The 15,268-nt window shown below is 46.7% G+C and carries 16 protein-coding genes; 9 read left to right on the top strand and 7 right to left on the bottom strand.

The window, feature by feature from the left end:
* Positions 1-9: 9 nt before the first annotated feature.
* From fmt to lptG, 3 genes are read right to left on the bottom strand one after another with little or no spacing between them, the layout of a single operon-like run.
* On the bottom strand, positions 10-957 hold the full coding sequence (gene fmt, locus NWE73_RS05735; protein ID WP_277577333.1) for a methionyl-tRNA formyltransferase: 948 nt from the start codon (positions 955-957) through the stop codon (positions 10-12).
* Entirely contained in the window at positions 954-1,571 is a 618-nt protein-coding gene (gene def, locus NWE73_RS05730; RefSeq protein WP_277577332.1) for a peptide deformylase, read from the bottom strand. The genes fmt and def overlap by 4 nt, the downstream gene beginning before the upstream one ends.
* Positions 1,572-1,599: 28 nt before the next feature.
* Positions 1,600-2,679, bottom strand: a complete 1,080-nt coding sequence (gene lptG / locus NWE73_RS05725; protein WP_277577331.1) for an LPS export ABC transporter permease LptG — start codon at positions 2,677-2,679, stop codon at positions 1,600-1,602.
* A 49-nt stretch (positions 2,680-2,728) separates the two neighbouring features.
* On the opposite strand from lptG, the gene NWE73_RS05720 reads away from it, so the two are divergent.
* From NWE73_RS05720 to NWE73_RS05700, 5 genes are all read left to right on the top strand, one after another.
* Positions 2,729-3,898: a response regulator gene (locus NWE73_RS05720; protein WP_277577330.1), complete on the top strand. Its 1,170-nt coding sequence runs from the start codon at positions 2,729-2,731 to the stop codon at positions 3,896-3,898.
* A gap of 67 nt (positions 3,899-3,965) precedes the next feature.
* Entirely contained in the window at positions 3,966-4,790 is an 825-nt protein-coding gene (gene nadC, locus NWE73_RS05715) for a carboxylating nicotinate-nucleotide diphosphorylase (RefSeq protein ID WP_277577329.1), read from the top strand.
* Entirely contained in the window at positions 4,790-5,539 is a 750-nt protein-coding gene (locus tag NWE73_RS05710) for a biotin--[acetyl-CoA-carboxylase] ligase (RefSeq protein WP_277577328.1), read from the top strand. The genes nadC and NWE73_RS05710 overlap by 1 nt, the downstream gene beginning before the upstream one ends.
* A gap of 13 nt (positions 5,540-5,552) precedes the next feature.
* Complete coding sequence (locus NWE73_RS05705) at positions 5,553-6,101, top strand: thioredoxin family protein (RefSeq protein ID WP_277577327.1); 549 nt, start codon at positions 5,553-5,555, stop codon at positions 6,099-6,101.
* Position 6,102: 1 nt separating this feature from the next.
* Positions 6,103-6,654: a GyrI-like domain-containing protein gene (locus NWE73_RS05700; RefSeq protein ID WP_277577326.1), complete on the top strand. Its 552-nt coding sequence runs from the start codon at positions 6,103-6,105 to the stop codon at positions 6,652-6,654.
* Positions 6,655-6,802: 148 nt separating this feature from the next.
* Here NWE73_RS05700 and NWE73_RS05695 read toward each other — a convergent pair whose 3' ends face one another.
* Positions 6,803-7,522, bottom strand: coding sequence for an SIMPL domain-containing protein (locus NWE73_RS05695; RefSeq protein ID WP_277577325.1), 720 nt, complete (start codon positions 7,520-7,522; stop codon positions 6,803-6,805).
* Positions 7,523-7,721: 199 nt separating this feature from the next.
* On the opposite strand from NWE73_RS05695, the gene NWE73_RS05690 reads away from it, so the two are divergent.
* Complete coding sequence (locus tag NWE73_RS05690) at positions 7,722-8,375, top strand: OmpA family protein (protein ID WP_277577324.1); 654 nt, start codon at positions 7,722-7,724, stop codon at positions 8,373-8,375.
* Between the two features lie 151 nt (positions 8,376-8,526).
* Here the strand turns inward: NWE73_RS05690 and NWE73_RS05685 are convergent, their stop codons facing one another.
* Positions 8,527-9,102, bottom strand: coding sequence for an HD domain-containing protein (locus tag NWE73_RS05685; RefSeq protein ID WP_277577323.1), 576 nt, complete (start codon positions 9,100-9,102; stop codon positions 8,527-8,529).
* Positions 9,103-9,262: 160 nt separating this feature from the next.
* Here NWE73_RS05685 and NWE73_RS05680 point away from each other — a divergent pair, with 160 nt between their 5' ends.
* From NWE73_RS05680 to NWE73_RS05670, 3 genes are read left to right on the top strand one after another with little or no spacing between them, the layout of a single operon-like run.
* Positions 9,263-9,940 carry a MarC family protein gene (locus NWE73_RS05680; protein ID WP_277577322.1) on the top strand — a complete coding sequence of 226 codons (678 nt, stop codon included), beginning with the start codon at positions 9,263-9,265 and terminating at the stop codon, positions 9,938-9,940.
* An 8-nt stretch (positions 9,941-9,948) separates the two neighbouring features.
* Positions 9,949-11,649 carry an aspartate:alanine exchanger family transporter gene (locus tag NWE73_RS05675; RefSeq protein ID WP_277577321.1) on the top strand — a complete coding sequence of 567 codons (1,701 nt, stop codon included), beginning with the start codon at positions 9,949-9,951 and terminating at the stop codon, positions 11,647-11,649.
* 9 nt (positions 11,650-11,658) lie between these two features.
* Positions 11,659-12,165, top strand: a complete 507-nt coding sequence (locus tag NWE73_RS05670) for a hypothetical protein (protein ID WP_277577320.1) — start codon at positions 11,659-11,661, stop codon at positions 12,163-12,165.
* Positions 12,166-12,253: 88 nt separating this feature from the next.
* On the opposite strand, the gene NWE73_RS05665 is transcribed toward NWE73_RS05670, so the two are convergent.
* Together NWE73_RS05665 and NWE73_RS05660 are read right to left on the bottom strand one after the other, a co-directional pair.
* A complete protein-coding gene (locus NWE73_RS05665) occupies positions 12,254-13,408 on the bottom strand; it encodes a hypothetical protein (RefSeq protein ID WP_277577319.1) in 1,155 nt (384 codons plus the stop codon).
* A 105-nt stretch (positions 13,409-13,513) separates the two neighbouring features.
* Positions 13,514-15,265: a phospholipase D-like domain-containing protein gene (locus NWE73_RS05660; RefSeq protein ID WP_277577318.1), complete on the bottom strand. Its 1,752-nt coding sequence runs from the start codon at positions 15,263-15,265 to the stop codon at positions 13,514-13,516.
* Positions 15,266-15,268: the final 3 nt, after the last annotated feature.

The raw sequence follows: 15,268 nt of genomic DNA, 5'->3' as shown, positions 1-15,268 counted from the left end.
GGCATTTTCTTAGACACCGACTTTGTCTCCCACTTTCAGATTGTGACCTTTTAGGAAATCAACAACCGACATGCGCGTGCGAGACTCTGGCTGCAATTCATAAATTTTCAAAATGCCATCGCCGGTCGCCACTGAGAAATAATCCGGATGCACGGAGGTTACTGTTCCAGGCTCCACCGTGACCGCTCCAGAAACTGGGGTCGCCTTATGGAGTTTCAGTTTCTTACCTTGCAATAAAGTATAAGTGCCCGGGCCATAAACGAAGCCACGGATTTTTCCGTCAATCGCCTTGGCCGATGTCGACCAATCGATTTGCGATTCATGTTTTTCAATCTTAGGCGCAATCGTCACCTGAGATTCATCTTGAGGAATCGGCGCCAGATTTCCGCGCACATAATCCATCAATTCCACTTTAAGTAGTTCCGCACCGAGAACTGCCAAACGATCATGAAGGTCCAAGGCGTTCATCTCGGGAGTGATTTTGACTTTGCGAATGCCGATGATATCACCGGCATCTAATTTCTTAACCATCTTCTGCAGGGTCACGCCAGATTCGACATCACCCGCCTCGATCGCGCGCTGAATGGGCGCGGCACCACGCCAACGTGGCAACACCGAACCGTGCACATTTACACAGCCAAAGCGGAAGGCATCCAGGAATTCTTGCGTGAGGATTTGTCCAAAGGCCACAACGACGGCAACTTCGGCTCCCCATGTGCGAATCTCTTGCAACATGGACGGATCTTTTCTTAAGGACTCTGGAGCTAATACTTTTAAATTATGTGCTTGAGCCAGTTGTTTCACCGGACTGGGAGTCAGCTGAAGCTTTCTTCCCGCAGGACGATCCGGTTGAGTGACAACGCCGACCACTTCAAAGTGTTCGTCTGCAAGAAGGGCCTTCAAAGATGTAACAGCAAATTCTGGGGTTCCCAGAAAGCAGACGCGGACCTTACTCACACTTCCAACTTTTCTGAATCAGATGATTTGGATTTTTCACCCTCTTCACCTTCTTCGGTTTTCTTAGGTGGATAGCCGTGTTTCTTAATTTGATTTTTGATTTTGTTGCTCTTCACGAAGCTTAAATGGTCAATGAACAAAGTTCCTTCCAAATGATCCAATTCGTGTTGCATGCAAATGCCAAGAAGACCGTCTGATTTTACGCGGAATTCTTTGCCGTTCACGTCAAAAGCTTTCAACTCAACGACAACATTGCGCTCAACAGTTTCGAAATAACCAGGTACTGACAAACAACCTTCATCATAGGTCGTCTTGCCTTCGCCTTTAACGATTTCAGGATTGATCAGAATCAACGGTTGCTTCACAGAAGCTTCCAGCTCAGACATCTCTTCATCTTTATAGCGGCGACCTTTGTCGTCCTTAGGACGAGTGTCGATAACCACCATACGAATCAACTCCCCCACTTGCGGGGCCGCCAAACCGATACCATGGGCATCGTACATTGTTTCGATCATGTCATCGGCCAGCTTTTGTAAATGCGGGCCAAACGTTTCCACTTTCTTCGAAACTTCGCGAAGACGTGGGTCAGGGAATGTGAGGATTTTCATGATCATAAGGACCTCCAAAGAAGGCCCCATCATATCAGCGTTTTAGACGTTTGAGAAGGACCAAGGCCAAGAGCCCCATTAACAAATTCGGGGCCCAAGCTGCCACCAACGGAGGCAAGGTTCCATGCTGCCCGAGAGTGATTCCCGACGAATAGAGGACGTAGTAAGCAAAAACCAGCCCCAGGCAAATACCCACGTTTAGCATCGTCCCGCCAGAACGGGCTCTGCCAACGCTAAAAGGGATGCCTAAAAGACACATGACCAGGCCAGCAAAGGCGAAACTGATTTTGGAATGATAATCTACTTCATAGGCCACCGTGTCCAAACCCGCGTCCTTGTTCTTATTGATGAAGTGCTCCAATTCCTTTTGCGTCATCATATTGGCTGTTTGACCGGCGCTCTGCAGATCCTTGGAATCTTCCGCCATCACGATGCTTTTATTCTTAAACTGACTGGTCAGAGGGAAGCTGGAGTCCTTGCTAAAGACCGTGACAGTTCCATTTTGCAGTAGCCATTGGCTGCCTTTAATTTCAACGTCATGGGCAGTCATCATCTGCACTAGATCCCAATTGTCATTGAAGAAGTACATTGTGAGGCCTTGAGCCTTATCACCTTTGGCGCTCAAAGTTTTGATATTAAAAATAGCGTCTTTGGTGCGGTACCAAATCTTATTAGTTTTCACCGTTGAAAAGCGATGCGGCTCTTTTTTGATATCATAATAAAAGATATAATTCTTTTGCTTGATCGCCGTCGGAACAATGCGATCCCCTGCCATGTACCCCAAGCCTGATAACAAAATCACCCACGCCAGGATGGGCGTCGAAATGCGCAAAAGGCTCATTCCGCTGGCAAATAACGCTACGAGTTCATTGGCTTTATTCAAATTCGTGAGGGTCAGAATTGTGCCCATCAAACAGGCGACGGGCAAAAGCTTCTGAATGATTTCTGGGAATGAGTAGATATAATAATTAAAGAGAGTCTCAGGGGTTACGGCCTTGTACGAAGCCAGCGTCGACATTGCATCCACTGCTGTGAAAAGCGTCAAGAAAACCAAAAGGCCACCAATGAAGTAGCCCCAAAAAAGCCATGATGTGTAACGGTCGATGCGGTTCATACTGGTATTATGTCTTGACTCAATGTGAAAATACTATTTAACTTTCCTTATGGCTTTACGCGTCTTGCTAGCAGATGAGAGTTCCACAATTAAAAAGGTCATGCAACTGGCTTTGTCAGATTTCGCAGTCGATGTGAAGTCTGTGCCTGTGGGCTTGGACGTGCTTGGTGTCGCGAAAAGTTTCAAACCAGATATTGTGTTTGCCGATGTGCTTCTTGCCAAAAAGAACGGCTATGAAGTTTCTTTTGAATTAAAAAATGACCCTGAAACAGCCAACATTCCCGTCGTTTTGATGTGGAGTGGTTTCATGGAAGTCGATGAAAGCAAAATCACCCAATCTGGAGCCAATGGCCGCCTTGAAAAGCCTTTCGATGCGGATCACTTGCGCAATCTTGTAAATACTCTTGTTAAAAAAGCCAGCACCAACCCTGTTAGCAGCTTCTTGAGCTTTCCGGATATGCCTGACTTTGAAGAAACGCCGGCTGAAGCAATTCCTGCAGTGAACACAGAGTCTGGAATTTATGCTATTCCAGAGGATAGCGCTGCTGGATTTGATGCCATCCCAGTTATTGAGGATGAAGACGTCAATCCTTTGGAACTTCCCGATGAAGAGTTTTCTGCCGTCCCACTGACTTCTCCGAAAGCGGAAGAAGAGCATGATGAAGGTGGCTGGGCTCATCAAGACTTAACAAAATTCAAAATCAATATCCCAGAAGCTGAAAGCTCAGACTTCGCTTCTAAATTTGTGATTCCGCAAGATGATGATCTTGCGAATGCGCACTTTGAGGTCTCAGGCGATTTCGAGGAAGTGAGCTTCCACGAAAACGAAGCCATGGGACCGGATTTGACTCAGAAGCCCTCTGCAACGAAGCCTGCCCCTGCTGCTAAAGCTCCGGCAAGCGAGTCCGCTGTAGCGCAAGGTCAAAGAGCAGCGACACCAAGAACAGCTCAACCTGTGTCTGCCCAGGCTTTGGTTTCTACTGTCTCTAAATCAGTTAAAGATCAAATGATGGAATCCCTCAAGAAGGGTCCTTCTGCTGCTCAGCCCAATACTCAATCTCAAGGTGACATGAAAGCCGATATGATGGAAAAGATTGTTCGAGAGGAAGCTCGCGAAATGATCGAAGCCATTTGCTGGAAAGTCATTCCCGAGATCGCAGAACGCATCGTGCGTGAAGAGATTAACAAAATCCTTCGCGACACAGATAAATCTATCTAAGGCTGTCGCCGCCTCTCGCGTCAGCAAACTACTCCGACGAAGTCGGAGTGCAGACCAGAGGTCCTAAATGAATTTAATTGATCTTATTCGCGCCGCTATCAAAGAAGACATGCCACATGGTGACGTCACTACTGAATCTTTGGCGCTAAAACCTCGCTCTGGCCGCGCCCGCTTAAAAGCCAAGGAAGACATCGTTCTTTCAGGTGCCGCTGCATTTGAACAAACCATGCAATTGCTTGAGCCAAACTCTCGCGTGAAATGGCACTTCGAAGAAGGCGATGAGATCTTGAACGGTCAAATCATCTGCACGATCGAAGGCGATCTTGTGCAAATCTTGAAAGCTGAACGCGTGGCTTTGAATTTCCTGGGCCATCTTTCTGGTATCGCGACTCTCACTCGTCGCTTTGTCAAAAAAATGGAAGGCACAAAAACCAAAATTCTCGACACTCGTAAAACAACTCCCGGCTTCCGCGATCTTGAAAAGCGCGCTGTTGTTCACGGCGGCGGTGTCAATCACCGCATGAATCTCAGCACGGCGATCTTGATCAAAGACAATCATATCGCCTTGGCCGGCGGCCTGAAAGCGGCTGTGACTCGCGTGCGTGAACATAGCAATTTGCCAATTGAAGTGGAAACTCGCACTTTGGCAGAAGTCAAAGAAGCCATTGAATTGAATGCAACTCACCTCCTTTTGGATAACATGAACAACGACATGTTGAAGCAAGCCTTGGCGATCATTCCTGAGGGCGTGGTCACTGAAGCCAGCGGCAATATGAACTTGGATCGCGTGCACTCTGTGGCGCAGTTGGGTGTGACCTATATCTCAGTGGGTGCGTTAACTCACTCAGCACCCGTGGCTGACGTCAGTCTTGTGTTCGCCTGGGAGGAATAGTGGAAACGCCTTTAGCAGATATCAAAATTGGTAAAGTGACTTCGCAGTGGGCGGAGAACAATCATGTCTTTGTGACCTACCAACCACAAGTAGACAGCACCAATAATCTGGCCAAAGAAGAAGCCTTCGAAGAAGAGCTTCTAGCGGAATCTCTATGTCTCTATCTCACAGACCACCAAACTGCGGGTCGCGGTCGTGGCACTCATACTTGGACAGACAGCCGCCCAGGAAGTTCATTGTTGAGCTCATGGTCCTATCTTTTGGCGACAAAGCCTCAACCGACCACTTCTTGTTTGGTGGGGTTGGCAGTTTACAGAGCCTGCTCTTCAACGTGGCCCTTCCTTGCTTGGAATTTAAAAGCCCCCAACGATATTTATATCGGCGATAAAAAAATCGCGGGCATCCTGGTTGAGAATGTCATCCAAGGCGATGAAGTGCGTTTGATCATTGGACTGGGTCTCAACGTCACGTCTTCTCCAGAATCTGTGGAAACGGCAACAAGCTTGATTGAAGAGCTGCCACCAGGTGCTCCTCTATTGGGTCAAGACTACACTGCATTCTTGGATCGCTTGTTGTTTGAATTGACGATCGCCGTTTCCTATTGCGAAGAGCCTTTGAGCCCTACAGATCAACTATCTTTGCTGACAGCTTTGAATTTGCATCCTTTGCTGGAAGAAATCTACACAGGAATGCAAGCCGATGGCAGCTTGTTCACAGCGACTAAAAAAATCAACTGGATGAGCTTGTAGACGGAGGTTTCCGATGGCACTGACATTCACTCCATTTCCTGAACTGGGAAACAAATGTCCTGACTTCACTCTGCCTGCAGTCGATGGGAAGAATTACAGTCTTAAGGATTTCTCAAATGGGAAGCCTTTGGTGGTGATGTTCATCTGCAATCACTGCCCTTATGTTCAAGCTATTGAATCGCGCTTGATAGCGCTTGGTGCCGATCTTAAAAAAGATGGCGTCAATGTGGTGGCAATCTGTTCTAACGATGCTGCCGATCATCCTGAAGATTCCTTCGAGAATTTGCAAAAACGTGCGAAAGAAATGAACTACCCGTTCACCTACTTGCATGATGAATCGCAAACTGTGGCCCATGCTTTTGGCGCAGTCTGCACTCCAGACTACTTTGTGTACGATGGAGCTTTGAAATTAGTTTATCGCGGACGTCTTGATGACTCATGGAAAGATGCCGCTCGTGTTACTAAAAGAGAATTGTACGATGCTGTACAAACCCTTCTCAAGGGCCAAACAGTGTCTGAAGACCAGACAGCCTCAATGGGCTGCTCTATTAAATGGAAGTAAAATGAAATACGTATTGGTATTTGTTCTTGCCGCTATCATCGCCTTTGGCGTTTATCTTTCAACTTATCTTGGCGCTTTTAAAGGCGTTGATATCACTCAAGGTGAACAAGGTCCCTTCAAGATCGTTTACATCGATCACATCGGTCCTTACCACAAGATGAACAAAGACATCGAAGTTGTGGAAAAGTTCTTCGTTAAGGAAGGCAAGCCTTGCGGCAGAACGTTCGGCGAGTACATGGACGATCCACAAGTAACTGAAGAAGCTCGCCTGCGCGCAAAAGCCGGCTGTATCGTTGACGAATACCCTAAGAATTTGCCAGAAGATTTCAAGACTGGCGAGTTTGCTGCGAAGAAATACGTGATCGCAACCTTCACGGGCTCCCCTGGCATTGGACCATTGAAAGTTTATCCTCGCGTGAATGAGTTCATGAAGGAAAACAAACTTCAACAAGATGGCGCCTTGATCGAGATCTACGAGATCCACTCCATCACAGAGAAAAATGCCATGACGACCACTTATCTGTTCCCAACAAAAGAAGCTGTTGCGAAATAGGTACGGACACACTTTTGGTGTCGCAACTGCGTCATGAAAAAAGTATCTCTCTCTCGTTTATCAAATAAAAAAGGTCGGCTCATCACCGACCTTTTTTTTATTCATTATTTAGTAACGCACGAGCGACACCAAAAGTGTGTCCGTACCTCTAGTTGATTTCGTATTCTGCGGTTACGTCGACGCGGACTTTGATTTGCCCTGCGGAAAGCTCTGTGGGAGCACTGTCTGCCATCGCTGCCTTCATTGCGAATCCACCGCGAGCCATAGGCATTGGAGGCCTGATGTTGGTCGCTCCGTGGCTGATTCTTGCAACATTTTTGATTTTCACACCGGCCGCTTTTGCAATCTCTTCTGCTTTGATTTTAGCTGCGCGAACGGCATCCGCCAAGGCTGCTGTTTCAACTTTGGATCGTTGATCTGAATCCCAGTTGATGTTGTTCACATTCACGCCAGAATCTGTCCCCTTCTTTTCAACAACCAGCGCATCCAGGAAGTTTCCTGCCTCGTCGACTTTTCTGAATGTTACAATGACGTTGTTGACCACGCGAAACCCGACCATTTTATTCTGCTGAGTTTTCTGATCGTAAATATATTCCGGATTCAAAGCGTAATTATCAGTCTGAATGTCTTCTTTTTTGATTTTGAAATCGTCGAAGGTTTTTTTAACCTGCTTATACTGGTTCGCAGCCAACTGCTGCGCCTGTTTAGCCGTCGGTGCCTTACTCCAGACTTCTACATTCATGATCACCATATTAGGATCCAGACTTTTCTCAGCGCTTCCTCCAACGATGATCAAACGTTCGTCGGCATGTGCCAGGCTTGCGAAGGTCGCTAGCGAAACCACCAAAGATGTTAAAGCTTTTCTCATAAAATCCCTTTCATTTTAGCCCCTCCAAAAAAGAACTCTGGAGTTTAGACCGGCCCTCTTAACGATAAAGCAAAGTTTAGTTGGACCGCAATTGTATTAGTTTGAATCATCTGTCTGGACGCGGCGTTCTTCCTCTTGCGTCCGATATGTTAAATTCCAGATAATGTTAAGGCTCAATAAATTAAGGAGAATCCTTCAAATGAAAAAAATGATTGTTATGGTCAGTGCGATTGCTTTGCTACTTAGTGCATGTGCAACGATGGAAGAAAATAAGAAAACAACGGCGGGTATTGGAATCGGTGCTCTTGCTGGGGGTATTGCTGGTGCCGTGATTGGCCATCAAACTGGCAACCGCGATGCAGGTGCTTTGATCGGCGCCACTTTGGGTGCTGGCGTGGGTGGTTTGATCGGCAACCGCTTGGACAAGCAACAAAAAGAACTTGAGAAAATCGCAGAAACAAAAAGAACAGAGCAAGGTCTTGTGACTAAGCTTAAAAGCGATATCTTGTTCGACACTGGAAAAGCTGATTTGAAGCCGCAAGCGAAAGAAAACATCAATCAACTTGCAGCGATCATGAAAAAATATCCAGAGAACGTGTTGACGATCAAAGGTTATACAGACAGCACTGGTTCAGACAAAGTGAACAAGCCTCTTTCTGCAAAACGCGCTAACGCCGTTCGCGAGCAACTTGTTGCTGCAGGCATTCCGCAAGCCACTGTTTCATCAATCGGCATGGGCTCTGAAAATCAAGTAGATGCTGGTAAGACGAAAGATGCTTTGGCAAAAAATCGTCGCGTTGAAATCGAAATCACAGTTGACGAATCGAAAGTGCCAAAACAAAAAGGCGCTTAAGAGGTACGGACACACTTATGGTGTCGCAGTTGCGTCACACAAAGACTTTGTCCTACTCATATCTTTAAATTAAAAAAGGTCGGTTCATCACCGACCTTTTTTTTATTCAACAATCAATAACGCACTTGCGACACCATAAGTGTGTCCGTACCTATTTCATAAGTTCGCGAGCCAATTCCAGGAAGCGAGCTTCGGTGACCTCTGGAGGCCATGGAATGATTGGGAAGTCGAAGGGTTCGTCTTCTTTGATGTTCCATGATTTAAGATCCTTGGTGATCAAATCGCGGATTTCGGTTGCCAGCAAACGACGATCAATTTGCTTTACGATTTTTGGCATTGGATATTCCAAACCAAATTTCTGCGCGATGGCCCAGTGAATGCGCGACTCGATGATTTCAAAATCGGGCAATAAAGCCTTTACAGGTGAAACCAGATCCCCAACATAAGCTTCCGTTGCATCATGGAAAAGCATCTGTAAGGCCACATCTTTGGTTGGCGAGACTTGAGCGCCCAAGCAAGAATGCTGACCCACGCTATAGAAAAATCGAGTGTGTCCGTTGAAACGAGCTTGTCGAGCTAATGCGCATGCGATGTCTTCGATTTTCACCGCTTCTGGCTCCGGCTTCAAGATACTAAAGCGGCTTCCAGAAAGTGTTACAACCCATGATTTCTCTACAACTTCAGGTCTATTTAGGCGGTCTGGGAGTGGGGTCATTTCAAGTTTCATGGCACAAACGATTAGCAAACGAGCTGTGAAGTTGCATGAGAATTCTTGGCAATACACCGTGTTATTTCATGCTCCCCTGTCCTTTTGCAGCCAACCGGACATTCCCTTTACAGTATCCTCTCCTAAAGCTCTCCTGTAAGGGATGCTCAAAGAATATTTTGTGATCTTTTTTAAAGATCTCTTTATAGTGGTTGCGGCTCTAATTCCCATAATCAATCCGATGGGCCAAATGCCAATTTTTCTATCGTTGACTCAAGATATTCCGAAAGAAGATCGAAAAATCCTCGCCAAAAAAATTGCCACATATGGTTTCTTTCTTTTAATCGGTTCCATGCTCATCGGAACCTACTTATTGAAGTTCTTCGGCATTTCACTTTCAGCAGTGCAGATTGGTGGAGGTCTTCTCGTCAGCATGACGGGTTGGCGACTTTTAGAAACCAATGAAGCCCAAAGCACTCAGTTTGCAGATCCCCATCAAGTTATCGAAAATCCCGAGGCACTACAGGCTGCGTATTCTCGCCGTGCCTTCTACCCTCTTACTTTCCCACTCAGCGTAGGACCAGGAAGCGTATCGGTTGCCATCACTTTGGGTGCCAATCAAAAGAGCGAAGGCAATAAAGAAGAAATCATTTTGATCGCAAGCCTGCTGGCATTATTCATTGTCTCGGTCATCGTCTATATTTGTTACCGCTTTGCAGACCGTTTGGTTGCACGCATCGGTGAGATTGGCACTCTTGTTATTCTTCGTATGTCTGCTTTCATCCTGCTTTGTCTGGGTATTCAAATTATCTGGAATGGAGCTTCGGAATTAATTCCGCATCTGTTCAACAAAACTTAGGAGTTCCCATGGACTGGGTTGCCCTCATTACCAAATATCCTGAGATCTCAATTTTTCTTTCAATTCTTTTAGGTCACTTGGTCGCCAAAGCCAAGATCGGGCACTTTTCACTGGGCCCCGTGGTTGGCACATTGATCGCAGGATTGGTGGTAGGTATTGTTGCCAAACCCGTGATCCCCGACATTGTGCGCTGGGCATTCTTCGACCTTTTCCTGTTCGCGATTGGTTACTCGGTGGGACCTCAATTCTTTTCAAGTATTAAGCGCTCTGCGATTCCACAAATAATTGTCACCGTGGTCGTCAATGTCAGTGGGCTTCTCGCAGTCATTGCCTGCTGCTATTTCCTCCGTTTTGATCAAGGGACCACCGTGGGTGTTTTATCTGGAAGCTTGACTCAATCTGCAGCTTTGGGAACGGGTATTAGCGCTCTCAACGAGCTGCCTCTTCCCGATGATCAAAAAAACAAACTCATCGCGAATGTGCCCATCGCCGATGCTTTAACTTATGTATTTGGGGACCTGGGTTTGATGTTGATGCTGGTTATGATTTTGCCCGCCCTTTTTAGAATCGATTTGCGCAAAGAATGTGAAATTCTGGAAGAAGCCTTAAAGAAAAATTCGTCTGAAAGTTCCGACAGCTTTTTCCAATCTCCCAATAAAGAAACCATTCGCGCCTACATCGTCAGCAATTCCAATTTCTTTGATAAGAACATTCAGGAAATTGAAAAGTCTTTCCCCAACACTCGGGTCTATATCGATAAAGTCATGCGCGACGGAAAACTTTTAGAAGTTGCTCCCGAGCTCAAGGTCATCAAGGGCGACATTGTGACAATCTCCGGATGGCGCTCTGGCTTCATACATGGAGTCGAAGTCTTGGGCCCCGAAGTGGACAGTAATGTCATGTTGTCTGTAGAAACCTCAGTCAGGAAGATCTTTATCACAAATAAGGAAATTGACGGGATGAAGCTGGGTCAGCTGGCCGAGCAAGGTCGCGGTCTCTTTCTTAAAAAAATCACTCGCGGTCCTGTCGAGCTCCCCGTCGGCCCCAACTTAGAACTTCATCGGGGAGATGTGGTGTATCTGATGGGATCTCCAAAAAATCTCGACCGAGCCACAAAAGTTTTAGGTTTTGCAGAGTCAGATCCAAAGAAATCTGACCTTGCCTTTATCGGAGCCTGCATTTGCGTTGGCATCATTCTGGGAATGTTCAGCTTCAACTTGAAAAACGTGCCCCTTGGTCTTGGAGCCAGTGGATCAATTTTGGTAGTTGGACTTATCGCGGGATGGGCACAAAAACGCTTTCCTAAAGTGGGTTCGATTCCAGAGTCCGCGCAGCAAATACTCATTGATATCGGCTTGATTGTATTTATCGCTGTCATCGGCCTCAAATCAGGTCCCCACGCCGTTGAGGCCATTCAAGCCGGTGGCTTCGAAATGGTCCTAAAGATTTTCATTTCTGGAGCCATTGCAACCCTGGTTGGTCCCATTGTTGGTTTCTTGGTGGGCCGTTTTATCCTAAGACAAAATGGCGCAACAACTTTAGCCACCATTGGCGGTGCGCAAACGGTGATGGTCTCACTCAATGCACTACAAGACGCCTCGGGAAGTAAGGTGCTGGCGACCTACTTCACCCTTCCCTATGCTCTCGGAAATATCCTTCTGACGCTGTGGGGCCCGGTGATTGTTGCAGTCTCCAGTTTATGGCAGTAAGCTTTATGCATGAGTTCGTATGTCTTTTTAACTGAATGTGCAGATTTTGGTGAAGCCCAAGTGGTGAAGTCTTTCCTCGTTTCTCAGGGCTTTCATCCGAAAGTTCGTGACGAACAAATGCGCGCGGTCGCTCCCCATTTACAAAATCTTTTGGGCAAATTGATCATTGAAATTCCCGAGGAAGAGGCTGTGGATGCTTCGCAAGCTTTGGAGTCTCTAGAATCACGCGGTGACCTGCATTTAGTAAACAACGAGGAAGATCAGCAGAAAGAGGTCGCACTGGCACTCACCCAAAATATGGCGAAGAAGACATTGATCAATGCGGTCCTGGGTTGTGTGCTCATTCCGGTAATTTGCAATTTCTATTCAATGATTCTTGGCTGGAGAGTGATGGCAGCGGAACGTCCATTATCCAGAGTGACCCGCCAACGCCTGATCCTAGCGGTGATCTTCAATACGATAGGCTTCTATATTTGGCTTGGCTTTGGATTGAAATACTTTTTGCAGCATAGATAGCTACTCCGCCGAAGGCGGAGTGAAAGAAACCACTCCCCCGAAGGCGGAGTGCAAGTAGCCACTCAGCCGAAGGCGGAGTGTTGCCCGCCTACCCGAATACTGGTCCGCAAGAACGTCGCCCCATCGCGCGCACTTTATCAGCAACAGCCGTATAGACATCGACAAATTTCATTGTCACCAATCTGATAGAACCACGCACGTCACCAAATTGAAGACGGACAAAACCTTTCACAATCGGAGAAACCGTCACGCGAATCAAAGCATTACGTTCCGACTTATTGGTAAAAGTTAAAAGATCGGCCAATGGCGGTGGTGGCAATCCCAAGCTTGAACTCAAACCGGCAGAAAAATAGTCTGCTGACGAAGTGCTGTATCCAGGAACCGCTGGCGGATAGAACGAACTCCCCTTGAGAGTCTCAGCGCCTTCCCTGCGACCCATTGTAATCCCAGCTTTTCCGACAAGGCCAACAACAGACACTGCCGCTTTGGTATTATCAAATTTTTCTGAATTGTGGAAAATCTCAAAGACAAAGGCCCTTTTCGTTTTGTTAAAGGCCAGACTGAATCCCAGCTCTTCGGCGCCACCGCCACCTTTACGTAAAACACCCGTTTCTGCGACGATACCCGCTGAAACGCTCATACCAAACTCATTGGATTCAATCACCAAGGGAGCTTGAGAGAAAAGCTTGTAGTCGATACCTTTAAGAACAGAAGCCACGGCCTCATGACTACGTTGCTGAAAGGTTCGTTGTGCCTTGGTCTCTACTTCGGGATTCTTTCCGATGGCTTTCAATGTCTTTACTTTAACAAAGCTCAGGACATCACCGGCAACACTGCCTGCACCAAAAACAAATTTTGTGGAATTTAAAATTCTAGCCGCGTTCGTCAAAAACAGAATACGCATTTCTTGGAACTTCTGGCGACTTTCTGGAGCCATACTTTCATAAGGCTGCAGAGGATCAATCTCTTCAAGAGATCCGCCACGCGCAATGATCTGCTCCTTCACCTTTTCAGGAAGTTTCAACCCCAGAGCTTCTTTCATTTGCTCGCGATCGGGAATCGCGTCGAAGCTAAAGACCTTGTCTTCACTCAGCTTAATGAGCAACTTTTCTTGTTGGGCAACTCTGGCCGGATCTAAAAGGGTCTCGACCACCTCTGTTTCCACAGATTCGTCCGCCCACACCAGCCCCGCTGGAGCTATCGCCAATATAAGTAAAAGCCAAAGGCCCGTCAGTTTTTTCATATTGAAGCGAAAGTTGCAAAGACAGAGCCTGTCGGAACAGGCTCTAAGGTATTGAATCGAGGCCCCTAGACTGTCTAAAGTTTTGACAGGGGCCGAAGAGAGGTACTACTCGTCGCGCTCGCTCGGGCTGGCAGGTTCTTCGTTCACAGGCACCGCACGAAGGTTGCGCTTATTAGCCTCTTCCAGGACAGATCCTGCGCCATTCTTATAAAGATAAGCAAATAAGCCGCGCGCCTCGCTGACGATGGCCGAATCCTTCACAATGATAATCTGCTCATTGTTATTTTCAGCGTTCTCGCTGGGATTGAATGAAGTACCCAAGACTGCCGTCTCATCCTCTGGAAAGATAAAAACTTTATGATGGATTTTTGACGTCACTTTGGCGGCTGTGCCATCAGCAAGACGCACAGACCGATCACCATATACGGCTGGTGCCACATGAATATTCTTCTGCAAATCTTGCAGTCCCTGATCGCCCACGGCCTTCAGAATTGGTGCCTCTGCATCGCTGGAATATTTATTCGAAGTCAGATCTTTCTTTAAGCCGGACAAATTCAAGAACACGCTCCACTCGCGCATTGCAAAGGGCGTATCGCCCACCGATTTGAACTGAAAATGGCCGGACTCTTTACTTTCAGTCTCTGCCTTTTTCACCAAAGCGTCTTGAATGGCCTTTGATGAAAAAGCAAAGTGTACAGCCTCAATAGGTCCGTGGCTTTTTTCAATCAAGGGCACAAAGATACTTTTATTGACATCCCCTTCCCCGCCATTTGGTGAGAAGGAAATGATGATAAACGGAGCTTCTTCTTTCGGTGATTTCTTTGCGCCAAAAACTTTATAGCTTCCACTGACAGGATATTGACTCTGCCCACGGATTTTAAATTCCAACGTCTTTTTTAGTTCAGATCGAGTGATCTGAGCCGGCAAGGCCCCCATCACTAACAGAGCATGATTGGCGTTGGGAATTGATATTTCAGGTCGCTCTGCAGCTGGAACTTTTGCCAAATCCCCTTCAGGACCGATGCAACTTTGCGTGAAGTTCCCCGATAAAAAGAGCACTGCCGCTTTCGGCCCAAAAGGATCACGCACAATAATTTTTTGATGGTTCAATCCCACAGAACGAACGGCCACTGTTTTAAAGTTGTCATTCTCAAACGCCGTCAGATCATCAAAGATCGCCTTCACCTCGGGGCGAGTTGATATTGTTCCAGCGTCGATACCACCTAAAATTTTAACTTTTTTAGAGCGGTGCTGCTCTTTCAAGGCTTCCGCAATCACCTTTAAATCGAAGTCGAAAACGTTGTACCAAAGTTCCTGCTCGGAACCTTTAATAAAGTCCAAAACCAATTGTCGCAGGTCATCTCCCGGTAAAACTTTGCTATTGGGATCTGTGGCATTCTTTAGATGCGGATGATTGATATACAGCTTCAGAGCTTTATATCCTGGCGCTTCTTTTTCAAGACTCAAAACTACAGGCTCACCTGGATTCGCATGTTTTTGCAATTGTTCTGTGAAAGATGGGGCCTGCACTTCTTCTTTGAGACGGGATTTCACCTTCGCAAAATACTCTGTGTAGGCCTCGGGAGTTTGCGTCTGAAGCTCCGTCAGTTTTTGCAAAGCTTCCTCTAGCAATGGCATATACTGGGGGTTCTTCTGCAATAGATAAACGATCTGACTTTGTGTGAGGTTGCTCTTCTGCACACTGATAGATTCATTTAAAGCCTTATACAGATCTTTTTGAATCATGACCTTAAAGGTCACGTCAAAGATTCGGGAGTATTCATAGCTATCCGCCCAGACCTGAACACCCTGTAAAGAGACGCTGACAAAAATAAAAAACAACAATTTCCTAATCATAAG

Source organism: Bdellovibrio svalbardensis (assembly GCF_029531655.1).
GTDB lineage: Bacteria > Bdellovibrionota > Bdellovibrionia > Bdellovibrionales > Bdellovibrionaceae > Bdellovibrio > Bdellovibrio svalbardensis.
This window is presented reverse-complemented; position numbering and strand designations above follow the sequence as displayed.

Coding starts and splice junctions, on each gene's coding strand:
- def (WP_277577332.1), bottom strand. CDS start 1,571: ATGATCATGAAAATCCTCACATTCCCTGACCCACGTCTTCGCGAAGTT.
- lptG (WP_277577331.1), bottom strand. CDS start 2,679: ATGAACCGCATCGACCGTTACACATCATGGCTTTTTTGGGGCTACTTC.
- NWE73_RS05720 (WP_277577330.1), top strand. CDS start 2,729: ATGGCTTTACGCGTCTTGCTAGCAGATGAGAGTTCCACAATTAAAAAG.
- nadC (WP_277577329.1), top strand. CDS start 3,966: ATGAATTTAATTGATCTTATTCGCGCCGCTATCAAAGAAGACATGCCA.
- NWE73_RS05705 (WP_277577327.1), top strand. CDS start 5,553: ATGGCACTGACATTCACTCCATTTCCTGAACTGGGAAACAAATGTCCT.
- NWE73_RS05700 (WP_277577326.1), top strand. CDS start 6,103: ATGAAATACGTATTGGTATTTGTTCTTGCCGCTATCATCGCCTTTGGC.
- NWE73_RS05695 (WP_277577325.1), bottom strand. CDS start 7,522: ATGAGAAAAGCTTTAACATCTTTGGTGGTTTCGCTAGCGACCTTCGCA.
- NWE73_RS05690 (WP_277577324.1), top strand. CDS start 7,722: ATGAAAAAAATGATTGTTATGGTCAGTGCGATTGCTTTGCTACTTAGT.
- NWE73_RS05685 (WP_277577323.1), bottom strand. CDS start 9,102: ATGAAACTTGAAATGACCCCACTCCCAGACCGCCTAAATAGACCTGAA.
- NWE73_RS05675 (WP_277577321.1), top strand. CDS start 9,949: ATGGACTGGGTTGCCCTCATTACCAAATATCCTGAGATCTCAATTTTT.
- NWE73_RS05670 (WP_277577320.1), top strand. CDS start 11,659: ATGAGTTCGTATGTCTTTTTAACTGAATGTGCAGATTTTGGTGAAGCC.
- NWE73_RS05665 (WP_277577319.1), bottom strand. CDS start 13,408: ATGAAAAAACTGACGGGCCTTTGGCTTTTACTTATATTGGCGATAGCT.
- NWE73_RS05660 (WP_277577318.1), bottom strand. CDS start 15,265: ATGATTAGGAAATTGTTGTTTTTTATTTTTGTCAGCGTCTCTTTACAG.